Source organism: endosymbiont GvMRE of Glomus versiforme (genome assembly GCF_003546845.1).
This window is the reverse complement of the sequence record NZ_NWVA01000009.1, coordinates 411,377-434,563: the sequence shown is the minus strand read 5'-3', so window position 1 is coordinate 434,563 and position 23,187 is coordinate 411,377. Positions and strand designations below refer to the sequence as shown.

The following is a 23,187-nucleotide window of genomic DNA, read 5'->3' as shown; positions in this document are numbered from 1 at the left end:
ATGACTATAACTCTAATACCTCAGTATTATCTTGTTCTAGTAATTGCTGAATGCTTTAAGCTTTCATAAAAACTTAGTCAATTAGGAATTAAAGGAAATTTTCCTTTGTTGAGAAGTTACTAATTTCACTTAAGTAGTAATTTTTCTATTCTTGGACATTTTTACTATTAGTAAAAGCAAAAATATTATAAAAATTAATATATAGAATAAAGGTTTATAAAAATAGTAAACGAAACATTTTATATTATGAAAATTAACGTAAAGGTTCTCCTAAAGAACATCAAGAATTAGAAAACATAAAAATTATGAATTATGACAAACAATAATAAAATTTTTATAGAAAATAAAATACCTTTTGAAACAGAATATAAAATTCCTAGTTATGAAGAGTTTTTAATTAACTATGACGGGGATGAAAGAGTAAATTATGAAGACTTAGTAAATAGTGATATAGGTGAAATAAGAGGATATGGACCTTGTAAAAACTCTCATTGTGGTTGTTGTTGTTCTAATATCAAGTGTGATTGTAAAAATCCCGAGTTTTCAATCTGCAAAAAAGATAATCAGAAAATAGGCAATATTAATGCTTCCGGCAGTAGTAGAAATTGAGATGATGGTATGTCTGTTGAAGCTGACTTCACTTTTTTTAGAGAGACAAGACATGATGGCGATCTCAAAGTTTTGAGCGTTTCAGCTGGAGTAGATGTAACTAGAACTGGCATTTTGTTAAAAGGCGGAGTTAACGCATTTGATTTCAAAACGCACGGAGTAGGTGTAAAAGTAGGTCTTAATGCTGATACTGGTGGTTCAATTAGTGCTAATGGTCTGGAGCTTAAAGCAGCAGGTGTTGGATTTAGTATAGGTAAAAAGATAGGAGTAAGTCTGCCTGTTGGAGAAGTATCAGTTGATGTTAGCGAAAATTGTAATATTCAATAATGCTATGTACTAAATGTTATAAAAAAATACCAGAAGGGAAAGAAGTTACTAGAACTACTTGCTATTTCAGAATAAATAAACAAGAGCGATTGGGAAGTGGAATTTTTTGCAAAAAATGTGCTATTAAACTGAGCAAAAGGGATCGTGTTATTGGCTTCCTTTTATTATTACCAGCTTTTTTTTTATCACTGAGCGCTATTTTTGTCTCAACAAAAAGCAGCGAGAACTGAATGGCGAAAGATTCAAAAGGTAATGAATTCCCTCTAATTTTGTCTTTGCTTCTCTTTGTTTCTCTTGGAGCATTTTTTATTTTTTCAATATTTTTTATTTTTTTCAACTCGTCTGTCTCATCAAAAAAAATAAAAAATGCTAGGAAAAAAAATACTAAATAATAGCGATATTCAACAAATAAAGAGATTGTATTATCTTGATTCATAGTGTTTTTATTTAAATTTTTTTGAGGCCAAGAATTCTTCTCCAGCTTTTTCCTAAGAATCATTAGAACAATTAATGTTTCATAATATTGTTTGATGTGCAGTCAATATCAGAACAATAGGATAAAACAATAGATTAATATATTTAACAACAATAATTATAATTTCAATTCAAAGTAAAATAAAAATTTTTCTCTGAAAAGAAATCTTTGAAGCAAATTTTATGTTTTAAAAATATTTAAAAAAGGCTATTTACGTTAATATGTAAGTAACAACTAACTATAAAAATAGCATTATTACAGCAAGTTTCAAGTATTTTTTTTTATTTTGAAAATGAAAAGAAGCTCACTTTTCTTAATAATTTAATTTCTACAATTTTTTTTATGAGTCTTTTTGCTAGTGTTAAGTTTTCATCGCAATCGTTTGTGACTAATATTCCCTTAATTAAAAACGGATACAATGTAATTACTACAGAAAAGGAATGTAAAGAAAAAACTGATTTTTATACAAAAAAACCTATATTAAGAAAACTAAAAATATTAACCAACAACGAACCCGAAATAATTAAACTAATTGGTCTGTCTGACGAAGAATATGTTGATATCTTCTATATGAGTCCAATCAAAATTGGTGACCAAGAATTTCGGGTACTACTTGATACTGGTTCAGCAGATTTTTGGGTGGACTCAAACAAGTGCGAATCTAAAGCGTGTAACAAATCACGTGGTTTTGATGAAACATCTAAAAGTTTCTTTAATCTTGGAGAAAGCATTTTTACAGCCTATGGTAGTGGTGAAAGTATCGTTGGTATGATTAGTGGAAAAGATGATGTAACTATTGGTAATATTACTGCAAAAAATCAAACATTCGGTCGTGCAATCATAAAAACTGATGATTTTTTTGGTCCTCCAATTGATGGCATACTTGGAATGAGTCTCAATAGTCTCAGTAAACTGAAAGCGCCAAACGTTTTTTCTACATTGATTGAACAAAACAAATTTTTAGAACCTATCTTTAGTTTTTATTTACGTCGTAGTAAGAGTGACAAAGATAATAATTTTGCTACTTTAACGCTTGGCGGAGTTGACAAGGAAAAATTTTCTGGAGATATTGTTAATAATAAAGTAATCGGTGAATCCGGATTCTGGGTTATTAATTTAGAAGATGTATTGATAGATAAAAATAATCTTAAAATTGGCAAAAGAAAAGCTATTATAGACACCGGTTCTACGTTTATTTTTACTCCTTTCGAAGACGCTAAAAAAATTCATGAGAAAATTAAAGATTCAATTAACATGGGTGATGGAAATTTTGCAATACCTTGTAATACAACTTCTGTAGTATCTCTTCAGTTTAACGGAATTGTATATGACATTGATCCGCGAGATCTTTCAACAAATTCTGACTCATCTATACCTAAAGGATTTTGCGCTTCAGGAATTTTAGGAACTGAAACAATTTCTAATTCTATTGCTAAGACTGCAGAGTGGCTGATAGGAAATGTCTTCTTAAAAAATGTTTACTCGGTATTTAATACTAAAGAAAAAACCGTGGGGTTTGCTCCTAGTGTTCACGATTGATGACTAAATAAACAAGTGTTTTTAAATTGAATTACTGCGCAGTATTATTCAAAATTACTTTTAATACTTTATGACCTATAGCTTTACTCTGTCAAAAGCAAAATCTTATTAAATCTTATTAATAAAATTTACTAAAATAAAACTCTCTAACTCTTTTTCAACCTATTGAAGCAAAAGTTTCTTATATCAACTTCTCTTTTTTTTTAAAATATTCTTGTAGGTAAATAATAGATAACTGATCCTAGAAAAAATCATTAACAGTGATTGTTTAGTAACATTTTGGACATTGAAAAGAAAAAAGATTTTTTATCCTGTCTAGATATTTCCTTTTGTGATACATCTTTTTCTGTCATAATACCGATGTAAGAGTAATAAAATTTTACTATACTTTTATACAAATGAGTAAAGATTTATTGCTAGAAAAATTAAAAAAAAGCAAATTGGTTAGATCATCACAAAATCCTTTTCAACAAACTAGTTTTTCTAAAACCACTAACGTTTATTCAATTATTCAACAATTTTCTCAGTTTAATAAAGAATGATTAATCGAAAAGAATGAAAAGGTAAGTATTGCTGGAAGAATATTAGACAAAAGAGGACACGGTAATTTAATTTTTGCTGATTTAGTTGACCAAAGTGGAACTATTCAATTAATGGTTATTAAAAACAAAGATTTCGCAGAACAAGTAGGCAGAGGCGACATTATCGGAATAAAAGGAAGAGTTTGTAAAACTGATAAACAAGAATTAAGTATAAAAGTAAAAGAATTTATTTTATTAAGCAAGTGTTTAGAGTCTCTTCCTGGTTCATATTTCGGATTGAAAAACACCGAAGAAAGATTTCGCAACCGACATTTAGATTTTATTATTAATAAGGGAAAAAGAGAAATTTTTTTTATTCGTCATCAAGTAATTAAAGGTATTCGTCAGTTTTTAGAAGAAAGAGATTTTATTGAAATAGAAACGCCCATTCTTGTTTCTGAAGCTTCGGGAGCCCAAGCCAAACCTTTTGTTACTAGTCATAATAAGTTAGAAAGAGACTTCTATTTACGGATTGCAACCGAAATTCCTTTAAAAAAATTACTCGTTAGTGGCTTTGAAAAAATATATGAGATTGGTCGAATTTTCCGTAATGAAGGTACAGATGCTCGCCATAATCCAGAGTTTACTACTATTGAAGTTTATCAGGCTTATGAAAATGCTGAATATATGATGAAATTGGCCGAGGAATTGCTTCATTATTTAGCCAAAAAAGTTCTTAAAGAAAAAGAGTTTAAGTTTAAATTAAGAGAGGAAGAGAGTTCAGAAGAGATTTCTTATATTATTAATTTTCAAACTCCTTTTCGAAGAATATCAATGATAGAAGTGATTAAAGAGTATACAAATATAGATTTTGTGAAAATAAACAATTTAGAAGAAGCCCTAGAGTTAGCCAAAAAGCATAACTTAAAATTAGAAAAATTTCAAAAAACTATTGGACATGTCATTTTAGCCTTTTTTGAAGAGTTTGTAGAAAAAAAATTAATTCAGCCAACTTTTATTTATGATTTTCCAATAGAAGTTTCCCCATTAGCCAAAAGTAAATTGGAAAATAAAAATATTGCTGATAGATTTGAACTTTATATTGGAGGATTAGAGTTTGCCAACGGTTATAGTGAGTTAAATGATCCAGTTGAACAAAAAAAAAGATTTGAAGAACAAACTAGACAAAAAGAATTAGGTAATGAAGAAATTGCTAGTTTTGATAAGGAATTTATTGAGGCGTTGGAATATGGCATGCCGCCGGCAGGTGGGTTAGGTATCGGAATAGACAGATTAATAATGCTATTTACCGGTCAAAATAAGATTAAGGAAGTGATTGCTTTTCCACAGCTTAAAAAAAAGAAAATTATTTAAGCAATTTCAAAAAGTCTAAATGTTAAAACTATCAATATTGTATGAAAAAAAAGCAGGTCAATATTAGTAAATCTGGCTTTGGAGATTTACTTGAAGAAAGTGTTTTCTCTTTACCATATTACCAAAGAAGATACTCTTGACAAGAAAAAAATTGAAGAGATTTTATTGAAAGTTTAACAAACTTAATTAACGATGATGAAGAAGAAAAAACTAATAATAGCATAAAGTTTTTTGGAAATATTATCCTTCAAAGGCAGAGTGATGATGATGATGAGTATTATATTATTGATGGTCAGCAAAGATTAATTAGCACATCACTTTTTTTTCTTGTTGTTTACGAAATTTTAGATGATGATAAAAATGGAGAAGAGTGAGAAAAAAGATCAATTAGAGAGGAAATTAAAAATTATCTTCTCACAACAAAACAAGAAATAAGAATTAATTTAAATAATCCAGAGGACGCAGAAGATTACAGACATTTGTTAAAATCTTCCTTTGAACTCACAAATGCAAAAGGTAAGGAAGAAAGCGAAAGGGTTAAGACACTAATCTCAAAAGCAAAAGATTTTGTTCAGGAAACTATTGTCAATGAACTGATAGGAGAGGGTCATTCAGTTATAAAACTTTATAAAGCTGCTAAAAAACTTTATTTCGCAGTAGTCACCCTAACAGGAAATGAAGATGAAATTATTCAAGAGATGTTTATGAGTTTAAATAGTACTGGATTAAACTTGAGTATTTCTGACCTTCTTAAAAGTCTGCTTATTAAAAATAGAAACAAACTAAAAGCAGACGAAGTTCAAAAAATTTGAGATGAGGAAATAATAAAAGTAATAACTGACAATAGCGAAGGAACAAATATAAACAGCGAAATGAACAGATTTCTTTTGGATTTCTTACTTGGCAAAATTTGGACCTAACGGAATGGTAAACAAGACAAAATCTATAAAACTGAGTGAAGAAAATCTGTATAGACTTTTTCGATACAAAATCGAAGAAAAAAATCGTCAATTGAATCCCGGACAAATGCTTAAATTGCTAAAAGACTATGCAGAAGTCTATTTTCATATAAAGAAAGCTAGCCACCATTGGTGGATTCATGAAAAAAGTTGGCCAGTAGAAATGGTTTATGTTCTCGAAGATATCAAATTACTTGGTTTCAGGCAGTTATATCCTCTTGTGCTTTCAATTTTTTTTGAATTTAAAGATATTAAAGAAAAAGAAAAAAAATCCATAGCAAACTATTTAGAGATATTAGTTGCTTACATATTTAGAACAACAACAATAAAAGAAAAAATATCAAGGGGTATTCACCAATCTGTCACTACAAGAATTATAGACGAAAATGTTCTGGGAAATAATAAAAATAAGAACTTGTTTGATAATGATAAAATAAGGGAAAAGTTAAGCGAAGAATTCAATGATGAAGAAGACATAATTCTTTATAAAAAACTTGAAAATCATCATACGAGTGCTAACAAAACTTGGAAATTTGTTTTAGAAAAAATTTATTGAAGGAATTTTCAAAAGAGAATAGAGATGAGGGAAGAATCAAACTTCTTCAACAAACTTCGATGGAGAAAAGCATTTCAACTCGAACATATTATTCCTATCCGAGGGAAAAAGGATAAAAACTTTGTTGAGTATAAAGACGAAAGTATTAAATATTTAATAGGAAACACCACTTTACTTAAAAGAGATGATAATCTTAAGGTTTTAAACGAATCATGAAATAAAAAAAAATCTTGATTTCTAACTTTAGTAAATAACTGTTGTTTAAACTGAGAAAAATATGTAAATTATGAAAAAAACCCTTATGTTCCTAATCTCTTAAAAGTTGAAAATCATTTAAGTGAAAAAGATATTAAATACAGAACGCTTTTTCTGATAAATGAATTGAAAAGATATAAAATTTTTGAGGCAAAGATTTAATTAAAAATTTTTTGTAATATTTCATATCTTTCTATTCTACATTCAAAATTATAATGTTTTAAAATAATTCATGAACTAATCCTACTTAACTCTGATGAGTTTGAAGTAGGAGTTTCTAATGATTTAATTGGTAAAGACCAATCATGCTCCCATTTTACGAAGTTACATTGTTTCCAACAACCTAGGGGATAGTCGCCCATTGCTTTTTCTACTTCGCAAGAAAAAGAAGCTAATATCTCATCTTGGCTTTTCCATGAGATAGTTAAAGTTTTGATTTCTCTTTGAATTGGTTGGTTAAGTTTAAGAGGAATTTTTAACTCTCTTTCTGATTTTTTAACTTTCGCCCCTTGTTTGATTATTAGATAATTGCCCTCGATTTTAAAAACTCAAACCTTATTCACGATTGGTTGCGGATAATTGAAACTGCTATACCAACCCTTATCTGTTTTTATTCTTGGATAACTAGCATTGGCATTAGTTTTCTTATGTTCCTCATACTTTTTTCAAGCATTAGGAACTTTTACTCTTACTATCTCTGCAAGAATTTGGGGTTGAATGCTTTTTAATTCTTGATTAGCATCTTTGAATTGCTTTAACTGTCTTTTTTGTTCGTATTTGATGGGTTGCTTTTGTTTGTTTTTAGCACTTTTATTCTTTCTTTTAAAAAGTGATTGTAAACTTTTTGGCAACCGCGAGAAATTGTTTTTAGTGTTTTTCTTATTTTTTGATTAGGATAGATTTGATCCTGAATAGTTTTTTTCATTTTAATCTTAGATTTTGGATGTATTTTTTAATTAAAACTTTATTAAAATCAACATAAATCATGGCAGTTAATCTTGAAAAATGAAAAGAAAAATTAGAGAACTATATAGAAGAAACCGAAACAGTATTTAAAGAATGAAAAAAAGAGATGAAAAAGATACTATTTGAATCTCGAGAAAAGGAAATTAGTGAGGCCTTTGATTACTACTGTAAAGAAATTATAGAAAAAAGAATCTTAGAAACCTTAAAACCAAGCAAAAAAATTGCTCAATGTATTTTGGACTTAGAATCGGAAGAAAGAGATAAATGATTAGAAGCCGATAAAACTATTTCTTGGGCTTTTTATCCAAAAAAAACTGTTAGTGATAATATTGAGAAAAGATTTCGAAAAGATAAAGATGCAAAATTTCCGAAAAGCATGAAGGAAGTAAGTAATTACTTGGAAACCAGTGTTAAATTGTTATTTTTATATTTCTCTTTTGGTGAAGATAAATGAAAAGTTAAGATTATAAGAAAAAAAGAAAAATTTCAAGAATTATTTGACGAATATAAAGTTGAACCACTTTCAATTTCCGAAACTGAGGGTGAAAAAAAGAGTTACCAAGACTTAACGGAACGCAATATGAGAGTTGAATATAATTATCTTTTGCAAAGAAAAATTGGGGAATTATTTTTTTTGCCGTTCCCTCACGAAGCAGAAGGTTGAGAAAAAGAAATGCTATTAACCATGGAGAAATGAGATAAGAAATTAAAATGGTTAGCCAGAAACAAAAACACCCTCTTTATAAATGAAAAATATAAAATAAATTTTTATGATGGTTTTCAATTTAATTTTTTATCGGTCTGTAATATTATTCTCTATAATTATGCTTACCAAAAAAATAATGAATGAATAAAAAATCGAGCCAAAAAAGCTGTTGATCTTATTTTTTCTTCTATTGATAAAGAAGAAACTATTAACCAACATTTAGAAGCCGAAAATAAACTAAAAAAATTACGAGCCGACAAAGAAGAATTGCTGGTAAAATCTATAACTTTTTTTTGGCAAAATTGTTTTTTTGAGAAATTTAAACATCAAGGAGTTTTAACCCTTAATGACGAATCTTTTGGAGATTGAAGAAATAATTCAATAGGTAAACTTCCCGTATGTTGTTATTGTCTCAAAAAGGAAGAAGAAGATTATGTTAATGAAGATGAACTTGCCGTTAAAGGTTATAGGAAAATTGTTGTTTTTCCCGCACTTTTTGCTGTCGATAATAACGGGCAAAGAATAACCATTGATGAAGTTTTTACTTTATTTCTTAAATCAAGAGTACCAAACAGCAAAAGTTTTATCTACTGGGTTGATAAGTATATTGAAGAACTTTGCTTAACCGACCAGGATAAAGAAAAAAAAGAACAGTTAAAAGAAATAAATAAGAGTAGTGAATGACTAGTTTTTCATGCTAGTTCGTGACAAAGAAATTTTAGTTTTGTTTCTCTGACCGATGAAAATAGCCAATATTTAGGTCCAATTTTGGTTTATGAAGGCGAAAAAGAAAAAAGTGGAAAGTATTTTCTGAGTTTTAAGAAATATAAGGATTTAGAAAAAACGAAAGTAATTGATGTAAAGGAAACTATTGACAATCTTGATAATGTTTCCGAAAAACAAAAGCATTCTTTAGATAGCTTTTTTTATTTGTTTTCTCAAAAAAAACGCAATTATTCTGAAAAAATAACTAAAGAAGCTATTGAAATCAGTGAATATATCGAATTTTTGAATCATTATATTACAGATTATGAAGAAAAAATTGTTAATCACAAGGTAGTTACAGATAACGTGATGGAAGAAGTTTGTGAAAAAGAATCCTTTAAAAGATATCGAGTGATATACCGAAAGAGATATGAAAAAAATTGTGTTGAAAGTCGCTTCCTTAATTATCATGAAGAGAGTTATATCAAACATTCCCCAGAAAACTATTTTATTAAAGATGAAACCTTAGCTAATTTAATTACGACTTATATTATAAAAGAGGAGATCGATGACAAAAAAGTTCCCGAGGAGCTAAAAATAGAGGGAATAAGATATCTTAATTTTATTGGTGGCCGAGGCGGATGTTATGGCCAGCAAACCGAAGAAGCAGAAGTCCGTTTAAGAGACTGAACTGTTTTTCCTTTTTTATGTTTTGAAGAAAATTGAGTTGCGATTAATAAAAACACATTAAAGGACCATTGCCAAAAAAGTTCATTTTCTTTAAACGTGGTGGAAATTTACTCGGCTTTAAGTAATGACCCTTTAAAAATCCAAGACTTAAAAATTGAGGAAGGTAGTTTCTCTTATCGGGAAAAAGGTGATAATACTCCGTGATTAAGATTAGATAAAGAAGAAACAATATTCGATAATATATTAAATAAAAGTGTGGTGCTAAAGGCCAAAACGGTTGAAGGATTGTTAACTGAAATAAAGAAACAAGATTCAGAAGAAAAGCAAAGAAAAGAATTAAATAAGCAATACTCTCAATTGATAAGCAAAGCTGAAGATGAGTGAAAAGATTTAAAAACCTCTAATGATCTGCGAAAATGAAAACAAGAAAAAAAAAAAGATTTAGAAACTCTTCTGAAGGAATTCAATCAAAATTTTCCCAAAAAAGAGAGAATTGGATGGCAAATACTCTTTCATGTTCAGTTAAGAAAGAAAATAGAAAAATTTGAAAAATGAGAGAAAGAAACAGTTCTTAAACTCAGATCTGGTTTTGCTAAGGAAGACAATAAAAAAAACAAAAAAACCAAGTTAAGCAATAAAGAGCAACAAAAAACAAAAAATTTAATAAAGAAAAAAATTAGTGCTTTATTTAGGTATGCTGGACGTGGACCCACTGTTTTCCAACCAAACATTCATTGTTCGCTGTTTCTTTCTTCTGATGCTAAACCTGGAGAATCAGGTAAATATACTATTGAGATTAGAGATGATCACCCCGCTCTTACTAATGCTTCCCAACAATTTTGGAAAATTCTGACTGATCAAAATAAATATCAGACAGTAAAACTTACCTGATATAAGTCTGAAGAAAATAAAAAACTATTTGAAAAAGATGATTTTATTGAAATAGAAAAAGATGAACTAGCTCCTCTAATTAAACAAGCTCAGAAGGAAAATGACTCTGTGAAACTAGCAAAATTAATTAATGATATCAAAACCTATCACAACAAACCAATTTATTTAGACTATTCTCAAAAAATAAATGATTTAGTTAATAAACAAATAGATTTATCTAATCAAGAAACGTCGGTTTTATTAACTAATTTAAAAAAATTAAACATTAAACTTATTGAGAAAGAATTAAAAGCACTAGATAAAAGTAAAGATTTAAGCAATCTAATAACAAAATTAGCCCCTGAAAACCAAAATTTTGTTAATGAAATTAACTTAGCCGGAGAGCAAGACCAGATTGAAACAATAAAAAACCGAGTGTCTACAGATATTGCCAAGGTAAAAGCAACTATAGCTAAAGAAAAAAAAAATCTGTTAAAAAATAATAATGATAGTTTGACAAAAAACTTATTGTATGGATCATTATTTGCTATTATTGTTTTATTAGTCTGTTATCTAGTAGTGAAAATAGTAAAAAAACCCTCATGAAGGAAATAAAAGCTATGTGTTACAAAGTGTTGCTTTAAAGAATGACTCATTTTTGTACAAAGGAAATTAAAAAGAAAATAATCTTTCAACCTAATAAAATCTTGGGGCAGAATTTCCTCTTTGATAAAAATTATCTGCAAAAAATAGTCGCAATCTGTCCGATTAATTCTGACACAGTAATAATTGAAATCGGCAGTGGTTATGGAGATTTAACTAATGAATTAGTTAAAACTAATTGTAAAAAAATCATCGGCTTAGAAAAGGATAAAAAATTGTTTCAATGATTGGAAAAAAAAAACAAAAGCGAGCGAATAATTTATTTGTGACAAGACGCTTTATCAATCGATTGAGAGAAATTCTGCCTAGAATACAAGGACAGTTCTATAGTGGTTATTGGTAATTTACCCTACTGTATAGCTAATTCTTTGATAATTAACTTGCTATTCCAGCATCATTTATTCAAATATTTTGTTTTTTTGGTTCAAAAAGAAGTAGGACAAAAATGAGTGTCCAGTTCCACTAAGTATTCCTCTAAATATTCAGCTCTGTCAATTTTTATTAATTATTTAGCTGAAACTAAACTTGTTTTTGAGATACCACGAAATATTTTTAAGCCTGTTCCTAGTGTAGATGGATCATTAGTAACAGTTAAGCCTTGAAAAGACAAGAACGTTTGTGTATCTAAACAACAGTTAGTTTCCTTTTTAAAATTTTTAAAGAATTGCTTTTTTTTCCGTCGTAAAACTCTTTGAAACAATCTTTTGGCTTTTTCTGGTGATAGAGAGAAGGATTGAAAAAAATATTTTTATGAAAAAAACTATTCAACGAAGATTCGCTCTCAAAATCTAACCGTTGAAGATCATCGCGAACTGTTTCTTTATTGAAAAAAAATACTCAAAAAAAATCTACTAAATTAGGTGTTATGAAAAACCATTACAAAAAAAAAAATAGTAAAATTGTGAAAAATTTGTGTAATTTGATTATTGTTATTTTTTCAAAATGCATCAATGAGAAACTCCGCTATCCAATCAAACATCCATAATATCTTGTCCTAAAACAGTTTTTTCATTTATCAAATTTGGAAATTTTTCCCTCAAAAGCGGCAAGATACTACCATTAAACCAACAATCGGAACCACGACTGGCAACTATTTCAGCAACATAATCAATAATTTCTGAGTTAAGTATCGGTTCATCATTTTTATATAAAATTGGAATAGGCACACCTCATTTTCTTTGGCGAGAAATACACCAATCCTCCCGAGCCGTTATTATTTGCCACATTTTTTCTTCCGTTCAATTAGGATATCATTTTACTTCTTGGATATTTTTTAATAACTCCTTTTTTATTGCTTCTACTTTAATAAATCATTGTTTAGTTAGGCGATAAACCAGTGGACTTTTATCACGCCAATCATGGGGGTAACTATGAGTAATTATTTTTTTTTTTATTATTAGATTTCTTTTTTCTAAATCAGTAATAATATAATTATTAACTTCTGAATAATGTTTATTGATTATTTCTGGAATTCCAATTTTTTCATTAAAATAGCCATTAGGTTCTAGGGGACATTCAATAACTAATTTTTCTTTTTTTGCCGCCGCAAAATCCTCTGCCCCGAAAGCAGGTGCTAAATGAACTAGGCCAGTTCCCTCTCCTTCCTCAATAAAATCGCTACCATCAACAATATATCCTTTTATTTCTTTCCGATAAGGGTGAAGATAAGCCTTGCCTAGTAATTCTTCACCTAAGAATATTCTTTCTACTTTTGCTAACCTTTCTTCATTGTTTAACAAATTAAGACTTTTTTCGAGAGTTATTAAATATTCCTCATTATAGTTCACCAAAGCATAAGAAGCCGATTTTTTGACTGCTACCAATTGATTAGCAGGTATAGTTCAAGGCTGAGTAGTTCAAACCGAAAGATTAACATTTTCTTTACCAAAAAAGTTTTCTAACAAGGTAATTTTAAAATAAAGAGAAGTATCTTTTTTTTCGTAATATTCTATTTCGGCTTCTGCCAGAGCCGTTTCGTGTCCGCAAGACCAATGAATTGGTCTAAATCCTTGATAAATTAAGTTTTTTTTTACCATTTCGCCAAAAATTCTTAATTGCTCGGCTTCATAATTTTTATCCGAAGTTATATAATACTTTTCATAATCAGTGAATAATCCTAACTTTTTTAATTGTTCTCGCTGGATTTGGGCTTGTTCACAAGCAAATTGATGGCAAAATGGTCGCAAATCATTTTTTTTGTCCGGATAAACTTGCAGCATTTTGTGTTCGATAGGCAAACCATGAGCGTCCCAACCAAGTAGAAAGGGAGTATAATGACCCATTGAAGCCTGCCAACGGACAATAATATCCTTAACCAGGAAATTTAAAACATGCCCCAAATGAATTTTACCGTTAGCATAAGGAGGACCCGAATGGAGAATAAAAGAGGGATTATTTTTATTTTTTTCTAAAATTTTTTGGTAAATTTTTCTTTCTTCTCATAAGTCTCTAATTTTTTTTTCGTTTTCTAAGTGGTTTGCGTTTTTTAAAGGAAAATTAGTTTTGGGTAGTAAAAGAGTATTTTTAACTTTCTTTAGATCCATCTTATAATAGAACATTTTAATAAGAATTTAACAATACATAATCATTTAAAATCGCTCTATAAAAAAAATAGCTAAACTAAAAATTTGCATCACTTTGAATCAAAACCATACTTTTTTAATTTGCTCAATATTGTTGTTTTTCAGTTCTACTAGTTATCCTTGTTAAAAACCTCAAAATAGAGCAGTTAAGAACATTCAATAGTTCAATATTGTTACTCTTAGTGCTTTGTAAAAGTAAACTATGAGTCATTTAGTTGATCATTTTCGCTTTGTTTTTGTAATAGATCTTAATACTCAAACTATTTATACTCTTTAGGTAGTTACGATATTTTATCAAAATAATCATCGGTTTAAGTTTTTTTCTGACTTACTAATATCGCTCCTTTTTTGTTTACATTTCTCTCTCTATTATTACGTGATGGTTTAATAAAATAAATCTTTCCTGTTTAATTTTTGAAAGAACTTCGTTTTTTTGTTATTAATTTATTCTGTGTTACTTTGCTATAATTTATTTCATAATAATGACAATTACGATTCAGAAAGAAATTTATATATTGTTCCATGATAAAAAGCTTTAAGATCATTAATGAAAATGAACACTAAACTAGGAATATAAATATTGTTCTTAAATATTCGATTACCTTTATGGTTATTATTTTTTTCGTATCAAGATCAAGAACAATATGAGATTCTGCATTATTATGTCGATGAGAAAATGCAGAAAATCGTGAAAAACATTTTTTCAAAACTATTATTTCTTTATCAAATTGTTTTATCTAGACGTTTTAAAAAGCTATATAAATAAACAAAAGATTTTTGGTAACTTTTAAGCTTCAAAAAATGTTACAAAAAGATTATATTGCTTTATTTTTATGGTTTTTTACTCTTTTTTCTAAAACATCTTTAGTTTTATCTAAAGGAGGAGGCGCAGGTGCCGGCACTAATAGTGGTTATAGCGGTTCCTCTTCTACTACTAGCATGACTCGTTCGTCTTCAGGTTCAGGTTGGGTGTTTTTTTATTATGGAGTAGGCGGAGAAAAGCATTGCGGAAACTATTGTATTACTGTATTCTCAATATTGGCATTTCTCATTTTACTGGTAATCATCTGTGGAATTTGGAAATGTTATGAAATTAGCAAGGAATATAAAAAAGAAAATTCATTTGATATAGAAGCATCTTTGTTTTACGATGATAAAGAAAGAAATAATAACTCGCCTTCAATAAATTCTATATATCCATCGCTTTCGGACATTTATGGAGATAAAATTTTACCACCTTCTTATAAAGAGGTTAGCCCAGCTCCTGAAAAATCATTTTTTTATGGACTAAAAAATGAGTCTAAGCATAGATCGTACATTGCTGGAGAAAAATTTTCTAAGAAATATCCACCAATTGAAGAGGAACCATCTTCTGAACATATTCAACATATCAAGAAGTTAGGAGTAAAAGCCTGGAAAATTAGACCAGATAAAGAAGTTATTGATGCTAAAATTGTAACCATTTGCAATGACGGACTTATAGTAGAATTTAAAAAAAAGAGTTTAGAAGTAATTGTACAAGCAAATTACCCAATGTTTGATCCTTTTGGCAGCTTTTTAAATAAAGAAAAAAATAACGAATTATCTGTGAATACAGATTCAACACAATCATCGTATAACAAAGAATTTATTAATGACACAACGACACCAGTTTCAAATCAAATAACGGAAAATTTCTCATTTTTTTACTACGAAATAAAAATATTGTCAAATCCTAATAAAAAAAAAACCGCTATAGCTATGGGATTGGCGACGAGACCTTATCCCAATTTCAGGTTTTATTTTTACTTCTGTTAACTAAAGTAGATCTGCAAAAATACATAATTTTGTTGATTTGATTACTAATTTAAAAATAACTATTAGATTCCCAGGGTGGCATAAAGAATCTGTGGCATATCATTCAGATGATGGGAATAAATTTTGTAATAATAGTTACGGAGGACAATCTTACAGTGAAACATGGGGTGAAATTGGAGACGTTATAGGATGTGGTTACTATCCCCAAACCGGTATCGTGTTTTTTACTAAGAACGGTAAAAATTTAGGAAATGCATTTTGTGGAGTAAGACATACATGGTTTCCTGCTGTTAGTTCTGACAACAAATGCAGAATAGAATGTAATTTTAGCGGAGAAAAAGAATTTGAATATAAAGGAGCAAGAAATAATAATGTTGCTGGCTATTTTCCTAAAAAAGCTTAAAAAAAGTCGCGTACAAGAAAATCTTATTTTCAAAAATAAGATTTTCAGGTTATCCTGCTAAAAAAACGTTTTCTATCGTAGATCAAGAATTTTCCTAATAAAACGCTGTATTTTTATAAAAAATAACTAATAACTTTAGGTTTAAATTTTTTTTTTGTTGTGAAGGTTAACAAAGAAAAAAAACAACAATACTGACGCTGCAAATTATGGATAATATGATTAATAAAAAACAAATGATAACTTTATTTGTCAAATATTAAGTTGAATGTTATCATTTTTTCGTTTTCCGTTATTTTGATAACAATTGGAAAGTAAAAAAATAACTGACAGGGCAGAATAAAACAATCTTTACTGATCAAATTAGAGATTCTTATTGAACAAACTATTTTTTTTGCAATCACTAACATTTAGATTGGTTAAAAAAAGATTAAAACGTCTCTTTATAAACATTTATTTTTTTCTTCTATCTTTTACTAGTAAATAAGCAATTACACCTACAACAAATATTGCTACTATAGTCAAGCCAGTATAGAGACTTTTCTTAGAAAGAGGATTAGGATGATTATTTTGTTCTAAATCAGCTAAAAATAAAGAATTCTTATTTTGTTCTTCGATATAGCTTTTTATTTGTTTTAGTTTCTCAGTATTTATTTCTTCTTCTTCTTCTTCTTTTTCTTTACTCTTTATGATAATTTTGTTGTCTTTAAAAAGTTTAATATATTGAATATTGTGCTGTTTGAAATAGCTCAAAATGTTCTCCCTGTTTATCTTTGCCGTTTTACAGATGCAAGATTTATTCGTTTCTACCAACTCGTCACCATAAACATTACTAGAAACTGTTTTAATCACTTTACAACATTTTTTGCATTTATGAAGAGAAGTTGATTTTTTTTCCTGATTTGCTTCAGAAGAATAAGCATGAACATTATAATAATTATCTTTTCTAACTGGAGAGTCACAAACACACTTTTTTTCTAATTTTTGCTGTCAGTATTCTTTTCTTTTTACTTCTCAATCTTTATTTTTATCAAGTTGGGTTTGAATTTTTTGAGAACAAATATTACAGTTTTTTGCTTTTTTATTTAAAACATTGCTTTGGATTAGAGACTCGTTTGCGACGTATAAATCTCCAAATCTATTGAAAATATTTATTGCTACATTGTTTAAGTTATTGTTTATTACAATTCAAGCCTTTCCTTTATCGCTGTTGACATCGTTTTTATATTCTTCTCAAAAACTCTCAATTTTTTTAAAATTATCTAGTCGAAAGTTGTTAATTACTCTATTTACTGCAGCAGGAGTGTTCAAATTGGTTAGAGGCACTCAACCACCATTTCTTGTTTCATTTCTAATGATAGTGCGAAGAAGACTTAGTAATACTGCTGATTCTTTAATGGAATTAGTAGTATTTAGAGTAGTATCATTAATTACGTTTATTTCATTAACAGTTAAAGCTGTTTTTCCTCTTAAATCGTTTCGGGTTGGATGGGACCATTGAGCATTGGTGAAAGGATCTATTTCTAAGAATGTATTTCTAGAAGAAAGAATATTTCTCTCTGCATTATTATTTTTTAACAGATTTTTTTTTTCTTTAGCTATAGTTGCTTTTACCTTGGCAATATCTGTAGACACTCGGTTTTTTATTGTTTCAATCTGGTCTTGCTCTCCGGCTAAGTTAATTTCATTAACAAAATTTTGGTTTTCAGGGGCTAATTTTGTTATTAGATTGCTTAAATCTTTACTTTTATCTAGTGCTTTTAATTCTTTCTCAATAAGTTTAATGTTTAATTTTTTTAAATTAGTTAATAAAACCGACGTTTCTTGATTAGATAAATCTATTTGTTTATTAACGGCAGTGGCTGGTTTTTCATTAGCAGTCTTTAGTTCTTGACATTTTTCATTAAATATTGCCCTCCAATTGTCCCCATGGATATTTTTCAGAACTCATTTAGAATAAGGATTAGTTTCTAGTTCCTGCTCCGCCTTGGCATAAAACTCATGAGTATTCTGTAAATTAGTAGCTTCTTTTAAATTAGCGACAACGATATTATGATTACAATAAACCAGCAATCATTTAACTTTTCCAGCAACGTCTTTTAAAAGATTTTTTCCTCCGTCGATGAAATTTTCTAATCCAGTTAATTTTTCTCGGTTGGTAAAATCAGCGAAAATTCCGGAAATGTCAGCTAATATTCTTGAATAAATAAAGCCTTCGCCAGTTCCTGGTTGATTGAATAAGTCAGGGTGATAAAAAATTTTTTCTCGCTCTTCTTGGGTGATTTTGGGACTTATATTGGGAGCTAAACAGAACTTTTCTGTATCATTAATTTTTTTTATGGCTTCTAGGAATTTTCTTAATTTTTCATAATCACTACTATTTCTAACAAATTTGTTTATGCTTTTTCAGGTGTCAGTTTCAAATTGAAAATTTCCTTCACCAACTGCTTGGTTAATTAATTCCTTTATTTTTCTTTCTTGTCGTTCTTGGGCTGGTTGGTTGCTTTTTGCTTTAAGGTAAAAAGTGTCTTTTAAATCATTAAAATTACAATCAAAAAACATATCAGCATTTCGCTTTTTTCATTCTCAAACTGAAAATGTAATGTTCTTAACTTTTTTTCCAGGAACATAATCAATCTTTGCTTGCCCTCCCTGCGAAAGTGCTTGATGAAATTCTAATTTATCGGTGGGCAGATAACCATTATCGGCTAATTGTTTTAGATAACTAACGGCTCTTTGGTCATTTTCTAGCCAACTATTTATCTCATTGTCATATTCATCTTTCTCATTTATCAGGTTAATTAAATATTTTCCTCATAGTTCTTTTTCTTTGAAGTCGGGAAATACTTTACTTAGTTTATTTTGCAATTCCACTATTTTTTTCACTTCCTCATTAATATTAATTTCCGCCGGGGATGGTGTGAGTTTCGCGGTGGTTAATGCGGTTATTGTTCAATCACTCTGGGAAGACAAGACTAAGCCGTGGTGTTTTACTCCTTCCACTTCTCATTCATGACCCACTTCAATCGTATAACCATCAACCGGTCGGCCTATCACCTTTTCTATATAGTCAGCTTGAAGACTAATTTCTGTTCCTGGGGCTAAGTTTTTTAAGTCATTCTCTTTCTCACAACCTGCATATTTTCCCATAATTACTTGACCTATTAAAGCAATGCCCGAATCCTCTTGATAATTAAAAGGCTCAACATCAAAAATATAGTTTAAATCATTACTGTTATTTTGGATAATTTTAAATTTAAAATTGATATTCTTTTTTGGTGTCCTTATATAAAATAATTCTTCTTCTTTATTTTCTATTCTTTTTTTTTGTCGTTTTAAAGCACTTAAATTCGTACTAATCTCTACCTTGTGATGAATATTATAATCCCAAATATCCCAGGCTCAATTTTTAATTTTATTATTTTTATTTTTGTAGGCTTCTAATTTTTCAATATATCCATTAATTTCTGCCAAGTTATTAGAAGTGGTTAATCGTTTATCATTAATTTCATTTTTTATTTTTTCTAACTCTTTTAATTCGGCAGTTCATTCATTTTCCTCCTTCTCAATATTAATACCCCTAAAAGTATCTTCAAGGATAATTTTTAAAATCGGTTCTTTACTACTAATTGGACTTCTATCTTTAACTGCCTCATCACCAGCAAATTTCTCTATTACTCATTCATTTCAGAAAACTTTTTTTCCTGTCGCTTCTTTCTCAATAGCCTTAAAGCCTTCATAAAATTTAACTCTCTCTTTTTTATTGAAACCACCCCCAACCAATTTAGGAGAAACTTTATCGTTTCAATCGAATTGCGTAAAAGTAAATTTTTTCCCCCAATTAAGAGCCGAAAATTTTCCCGGTTCCACTGTTTTTCCATTCGCATCCGCACTTCGCTGACTTAAAAGAGGAACGCCACCCTTTCTTTCTCATACTTCTACTACTTCTTTTTCTAAAATTATGTAATTTACTTTTTGTTGTAGATATTTGGTAAATGTTTTCTCTCCTTGTTTTTCTATTTCTAGTAATAAGACTTTTTTTTGTTTGTCTTCACGGACTTTCAAAAGAATAAATGATATCTCTGTTTCTACTTTTTGCGCTGGCTTAACCCGCAAAGTACCTTCTCTTGCGGCATCTTCTAAAAGATATTCTTCTATTTCGAATTTAATTTGCTCGCGTTTTGGGTCTCCTTGATTTTCTTTTAATGTTCCTCCGCTGATAAAATTTATTGGAAGTAATAAAGTATTATATTTTTTCCCTCCTAGAAAATCTGTTCCGTCTGTCTTTTTGAAAACGACTCCGCCTGCTGATGATTCAGAACCGCCCGAGCCAATTTTTAGCGAAATATCTCAACAATCGTGACGTTCCAAAAAACTATTTACTTGAAAATTTAAATTCACTTTCATATCATTCTTGCTTTAAAGCTATTTTAAGCATTTTACTATCTTGTTTTTCGATACTCTCAAACGACTGCCGAAACTAATTATTAATAAGAAACTCAAAGAGAAACCTAAAAAAAATATAAGGTAATAAGTTTATAAACATCTATAAAGATTATATAAGTGTTTTGGTTTATAACAAGATCCTATCTATACATAATTTTTGTATTGTGTGCAAGTGAAACACTAATAAAAACACAATACTCATCTATCACTCCGTATTTAGTTGACTAGATTAACATTTTTATTTTGGAAATTCATCTAAACAAAAATGTAAGAAGCCAAAAATTTTTATAACACTAGAAACAAAAAATACTGGTGAATGAATAACTAGGATAGAAATCCTTCTTAAAAGGTAAATTTTTCAGAACCTTCTTATCAGCTTAACTTTTTGAAATAGATAACATAATAAGATCTTATGAATACTGATTAATATTTTTATAATTAGATTATCTTTTTGTGAAAATACACTAAAAAATTAGTACAATGAATGAGTTAATTTCTATGATAATTATCGCTATCGAGACTAGCTGTGATGAAACTAGCATTGCTATTTTAGAAAATAAAAAAGTTCTCAGTAATATCACTGTTTCCCAAATATTAGAACAACAAAAATATGGAGGAGTAATGCCAAGTTTAGCAGCTAAATTGCATGTTAAAAATATTCAAAGAGTTCTTTTGCAGTCTCTGAAAGAGGCCAAAGTTTCTCCTGAAAAAATTAATTACATTGCCTATACTGAAAAACCGGGATTAATTATTTGTTTACAGATTGGTAAAACAGTTGCGGAAACTCTCTCTTTATACCTCAACAAGCCGCTTATTCCCTGCAATCATTTAGAAGGACACGTTTATGCTAGTTTGTTAGAAAAAAATGAAGAATGAGAATTTCCGGCTTTGGCTCTGATTATTAGCGGTGGTCATACTCAAATTTATCAATTAAATAATCATTTAGATTTTGTTCTTTTGGGAGAAACTTGCGACGATGCTATCGGAGAATGTTTAGATAAGTCAGCAATTTTATTAGGCCATAACTACCCTGGTGGTCCTATTATCGAAGAATTAGCGCTATCAGGCAAAAATACTTATAAATTACCTTTGCCGAAAAATGACAAAAGCTGTGATTTTAGTTTCAGTGGCTTAAAAAGCGAAATTAGTCGATTGGTAAGCAAGGAAGGAAAAAATATAAATATTAATAATCTGGCTTGTTCTTTACAACATACTTTAGTCGAAATATTAACAAAAAAATTGAAAAATGCTTGATTAATAAAAAAGTCGAAAACTATTATTGTTGGCGGGGGAGTAATTGCTAATAAGTTTTTAAGAAACTGTTTAATAAAAAATATTCAAAAATGGGATAGAGAAATAAAAGTATTCATCCCTAAAAAAAAATATTCTACTGATAATGCTGCCATGATAGGAATATTGGCTTATTACAAAATTGTTCAGAGAACCAGACTTGAATCTTCCTACTAAAAATTATTTAATTTTTTTTATTACTTGTCCTAATGTCTATAATTATTAATATTATATGAGGTTCAACATGTAAAAGAATTAAAAAATGTAGTGTATCAAATTAACAAACTAAGCTATCAAGACGCTTATTTCCACTCGCAATTTTCTTGCTGAAATTATTCAAAATGATAGGGAGTGGTTGAAGCAAAACCAAAAAAAAGCTCTTTCGACACCACAAAAGATTTAGTAATATTTTTTTATTTGTTACTATTAACAATTATAGATATAAATTGATATTCATTATAGTTTTTCCCTGCTAATCATACTACTAAAATATTACTTATATAGGTTGTTGAAATGTTAAATTTAATGATAAAGAGCTAAAGTTACTTACTGTTATTTAACAAAAACAGTTATAATATGAAATATGAAACAAATAGAAATCATTAATAATAAGGGTGAGGCAATCGGGAACTTTCCACTTGGTAATTCAATTTGGCAAACTTCTTTTTCTTCCCGAAACATTTCTCTTTCTAATCGTTATTACTTAGCTAATCAAAGAAAAGGCAATAGTAAAGTAAAAAGTAGAGGAGAGGTTGCTGGCAGTACTAGAAAAATTTATCGGCAGAAAGGGACAGGTAATGCTCGCCACGGAGATAGATATGCTCCTCAGTTTCGTGGAGGAGGTATAGCTTTTGGTCCAAACGGAAAAAGAAATTATTCTCTCGATATCAATAAAAAAGAAAAAAAAAAGTCTTTTCAGTCTCTTCTAGGATTAAAAATGAAGGATAAAAAAATAATCGTAGTTGACAAGATAAACTTTGATTATTATAAAACTAAAGAAGCAGCAAATTTTATCAATATCTTGCCAGTTAAAATCAAAAATGCCTTAATAATTTTAGGAAAAGAAGAAGCAAACAAACAAGAAATAACGCGTGCTTTTCGTAATTTGCCTTACATAAAAATTAGTGACAGTAAAATGTTCAATTTTCTTCAAGTGCTATCTACTGATTACGTTATTTTTACCTATTTTGCTTTTGTTGAAACTGAAAAAAGACTGAGCTAATTTAAACAATAGGAAAAAGCAGTGAAAAATATTATTGATTTATCTGCACCCCCTAATTTTTCCTCTAAACAATATAAAGTTAATGACCCTCATTGCCATGCTCGAAAAAATGATTAGTTGGGAGAAGTTAGAATTAGTTTAAACCCTTTTACACATGAACCAATAGAATTAAAAGTTAAAATTGGTAAAGTTTTAAGAACCGACCAGACAGAAATAAGAAATTTGGTTAGTATCA

At 29.0% G+C, this 23,187-nt stretch carries 15 protein-coding genes and 1 pseudogene; 11 read left to right on the top strand and 5 right to left on the bottom strand.

Annotated elements, in window-relative coordinates:
- Nucleotides 1–312: 312 nt before the first annotated feature.
- Entirely contained in the window at nucleotides 313–936 is a 624-nt protein-coding gene (locus tag GvMRE_RS12675) for a hypothetical protein (protein ID WP_147411589.1), read from the top strand.
- 61 nt (nucleotides 937–997) lie between these two features.
- Here GvMRE_RS12675 and GvMRE_RS12670 read toward each other — a convergent pair whose 3' ends face one another.
- Nucleotides 998–1,372, bottom strand: coding sequence for a hypothetical protein (locus tag GvMRE_RS12670; RefSeq protein ID WP_147411588.1), 375 nt, complete (start codon nucleotides 1,370–1,372; stop codon nucleotides 998–1,000).
- Between the two features lie 381 nt (nucleotides 1,373–1,753).
- Between GvMRE_RS12670 and GvMRE_RS12665 the strand changes: the two genes are divergently transcribed.
- The 4 genes from GvMRE_RS12665 (at nucleotide 1,754) to GvMRE_RS12650 (ending at nucleotide 6,777) form a co-directional block, all read left to right on the top strand.
- Nucleotides 1,754–3,031 (top strand): pepsin-like aspartic protease, encoded by a 1,278-nt coding sequence (locus tag GvMRE_RS12665; RefSeq protein WP_147411587.1) that lies wholly within the window; start codon nucleotides 1,754–1,756, stop codon nucleotides 3,029–3,031.
- A 317-nt stretch (nucleotides 3,032–3,348) separates the two neighbouring features.
- A complete protein-coding gene (lysS, locus tag GvMRE_RS12660) occupies nucleotides 3,349–4,845 on the top strand; it encodes a lysine--tRNA ligase (protein WP_147411586.1) in 1,497 nt (498 codons plus the stop codon).
- A 41-nt stretch (nucleotides 4,846–4,886) separates the two neighbouring features.
- Nucleotides 4,887–5,765 (top strand): DUF262 domain-containing protein, encoded by an 879-nt coding sequence (locus tag GvMRE_RS12655; protein WP_147411585.1) that lies wholly within the window; start codon nucleotides 4,887–4,889, stop codon nucleotides 5,763–5,765.
- Between the two features lie 4 nt (nucleotides 5,766–5,769).
- Nucleotides 5,770–6,777, top strand: coding sequence for a GmrSD restriction endonuclease domain-containing protein (locus tag GvMRE_RS12650; protein ID WP_147411584.1), 1,008 nt, complete (start codon nucleotides 5,770–5,772; stop codon nucleotides 6,775–6,777).
- Here the strand turns inward: GvMRE_RS12650 and GvMRE_RS14260 are convergent.
- Nucleotides 6,774–7,466: a hypothetical protein gene (locus GvMRE_RS14260; RefSeq protein WP_245939649.1), complete on the bottom strand. Its 693-nt coding sequence runs from the start codon at nucleotides 7,464–7,466 to the stop codon at nucleotides 6,774–6,776. The two genes, GvMRE_RS12650 and GvMRE_RS14260, sit on opposite strands and share 4 nt — an antisense overlap.
- Nucleotides 7,466–7,540: pseudogene (locus GvMRE_RS14600) on the bottom strand (hypothetical protein); the annotation flags it as partial. The pseudogene GvMRE_RS14600 and the gene GvMRE_RS14260, both read right to left, overlap by 1 nt.
- Nucleotides 7,541–7,600: 60 nt before the next feature.
- Between GvMRE_RS14600 and GvMRE_RS12640 the strand changes: the two are divergent.
- Nucleotides 7,601–11,167 (top strand): hypothetical protein, encoded by a 3,567-nt coding sequence (locus GvMRE_RS12640; protein WP_147411582.1) that lies wholly within the window; start codon nucleotides 7,601–7,603, stop codon nucleotides 11,165–11,167.
- A 32-nt stretch (nucleotides 11,168–11,199) separates the two neighbouring features.
- Entirely contained in the window at nucleotides 11,200–12,075 is an 876-nt protein-coding gene (rsmA, locus tag GvMRE_RS12635) for a 16S rRNA (adenine(1518)-N(6)/adenine(1519)-N(6))-dimethyltransferase RsmA (RefSeq protein ID WP_147411581.1), read from the top strand.
- A 69-nt stretch (nucleotides 12,076–12,144) separates the two neighbouring features.
- Here rsmA and GvMRE_RS12630 read toward each other — a convergent pair whose 3' ends face one another.
- Nucleotides 12,145–13,758, bottom strand: a complete 1,614-nt coding sequence (locus GvMRE_RS12630) for a class I tRNA ligase family protein (protein ID WP_172575429.1) — start codon at nucleotides 13,756–13,758, stop codon at nucleotides 12,145–12,147.
- A gap of 840 nt (nucleotides 13,759–14,598) precedes the next feature.
- Here GvMRE_RS12630 and GvMRE_RS12625 point away from each other — a divergent pair.
- The gene (locus GvMRE_RS12625) at nucleotides 14,599–15,594 is read left to right on the top strand and encodes a hypothetical protein (protein ID WP_147411579.1); all 996 of its coding nucleotides are present in this window, start codon (nucleotides 14,599–14,601) and stop codon (nucleotides 15,592–15,594) included.
- A gap of 37 nt (nucleotides 15,595–15,631) precedes the next feature.
- On the top strand, nucleotides 15,632–15,997 hold the full coding sequence (locus tag GvMRE_RS12620) for an SPRY domain-containing protein (RefSeq protein ID WP_172575428.1): 366 nt from the start codon (nucleotides 15,632–15,634) through the stop codon (nucleotides 15,995–15,997).
- Nucleotides 15,998–16,447: 450 nt separating this feature from the next.
- Here the strand turns inward: GvMRE_RS12620 and GvMRE_RS12615 are convergent, their stop codons facing one another.
- On the bottom strand, nucleotides 16,448–20,401 hold the full coding sequence (locus tag GvMRE_RS12615; RefSeq protein WP_147411577.1) for a hypothetical protein: 3,954 nt from the start codon (nucleotides 20,399–20,401) through the stop codon (nucleotides 16,448–16,450).
- A gap of 519 nt (nucleotides 20,402–20,920) precedes the next feature.
- Here GvMRE_RS12615 and tsaD point away from each other — a divergent pair.
- Both tsaD and rplD read left to right on the top strand, forming a co-directional pair.
- Complete coding sequence (gene tsaD / locus GvMRE_RS12610) at nucleotides 20,921–21,907, top strand: tRNA (adenosine(37)-N6)-threonylcarbamoyltransferase complex transferase subunit TsaD (RefSeq protein WP_245939648.1); 987 nt, start codon at nucleotides 20,921–20,923, stop codon at nucleotides 21,905–21,907.
- 406 nt (nucleotides 21,908–22,313) lie between these two features.
- Entirely contained in the window at nucleotides 22,314–22,952 is a 639-nt protein-coding gene (gene rplD / locus GvMRE_RS12605; protein ID WP_147411576.1) for a 50S ribosomal protein L4, read from the top strand.
- Nucleotides 22,953–23,187: the final 235 nt, after the last annotated feature.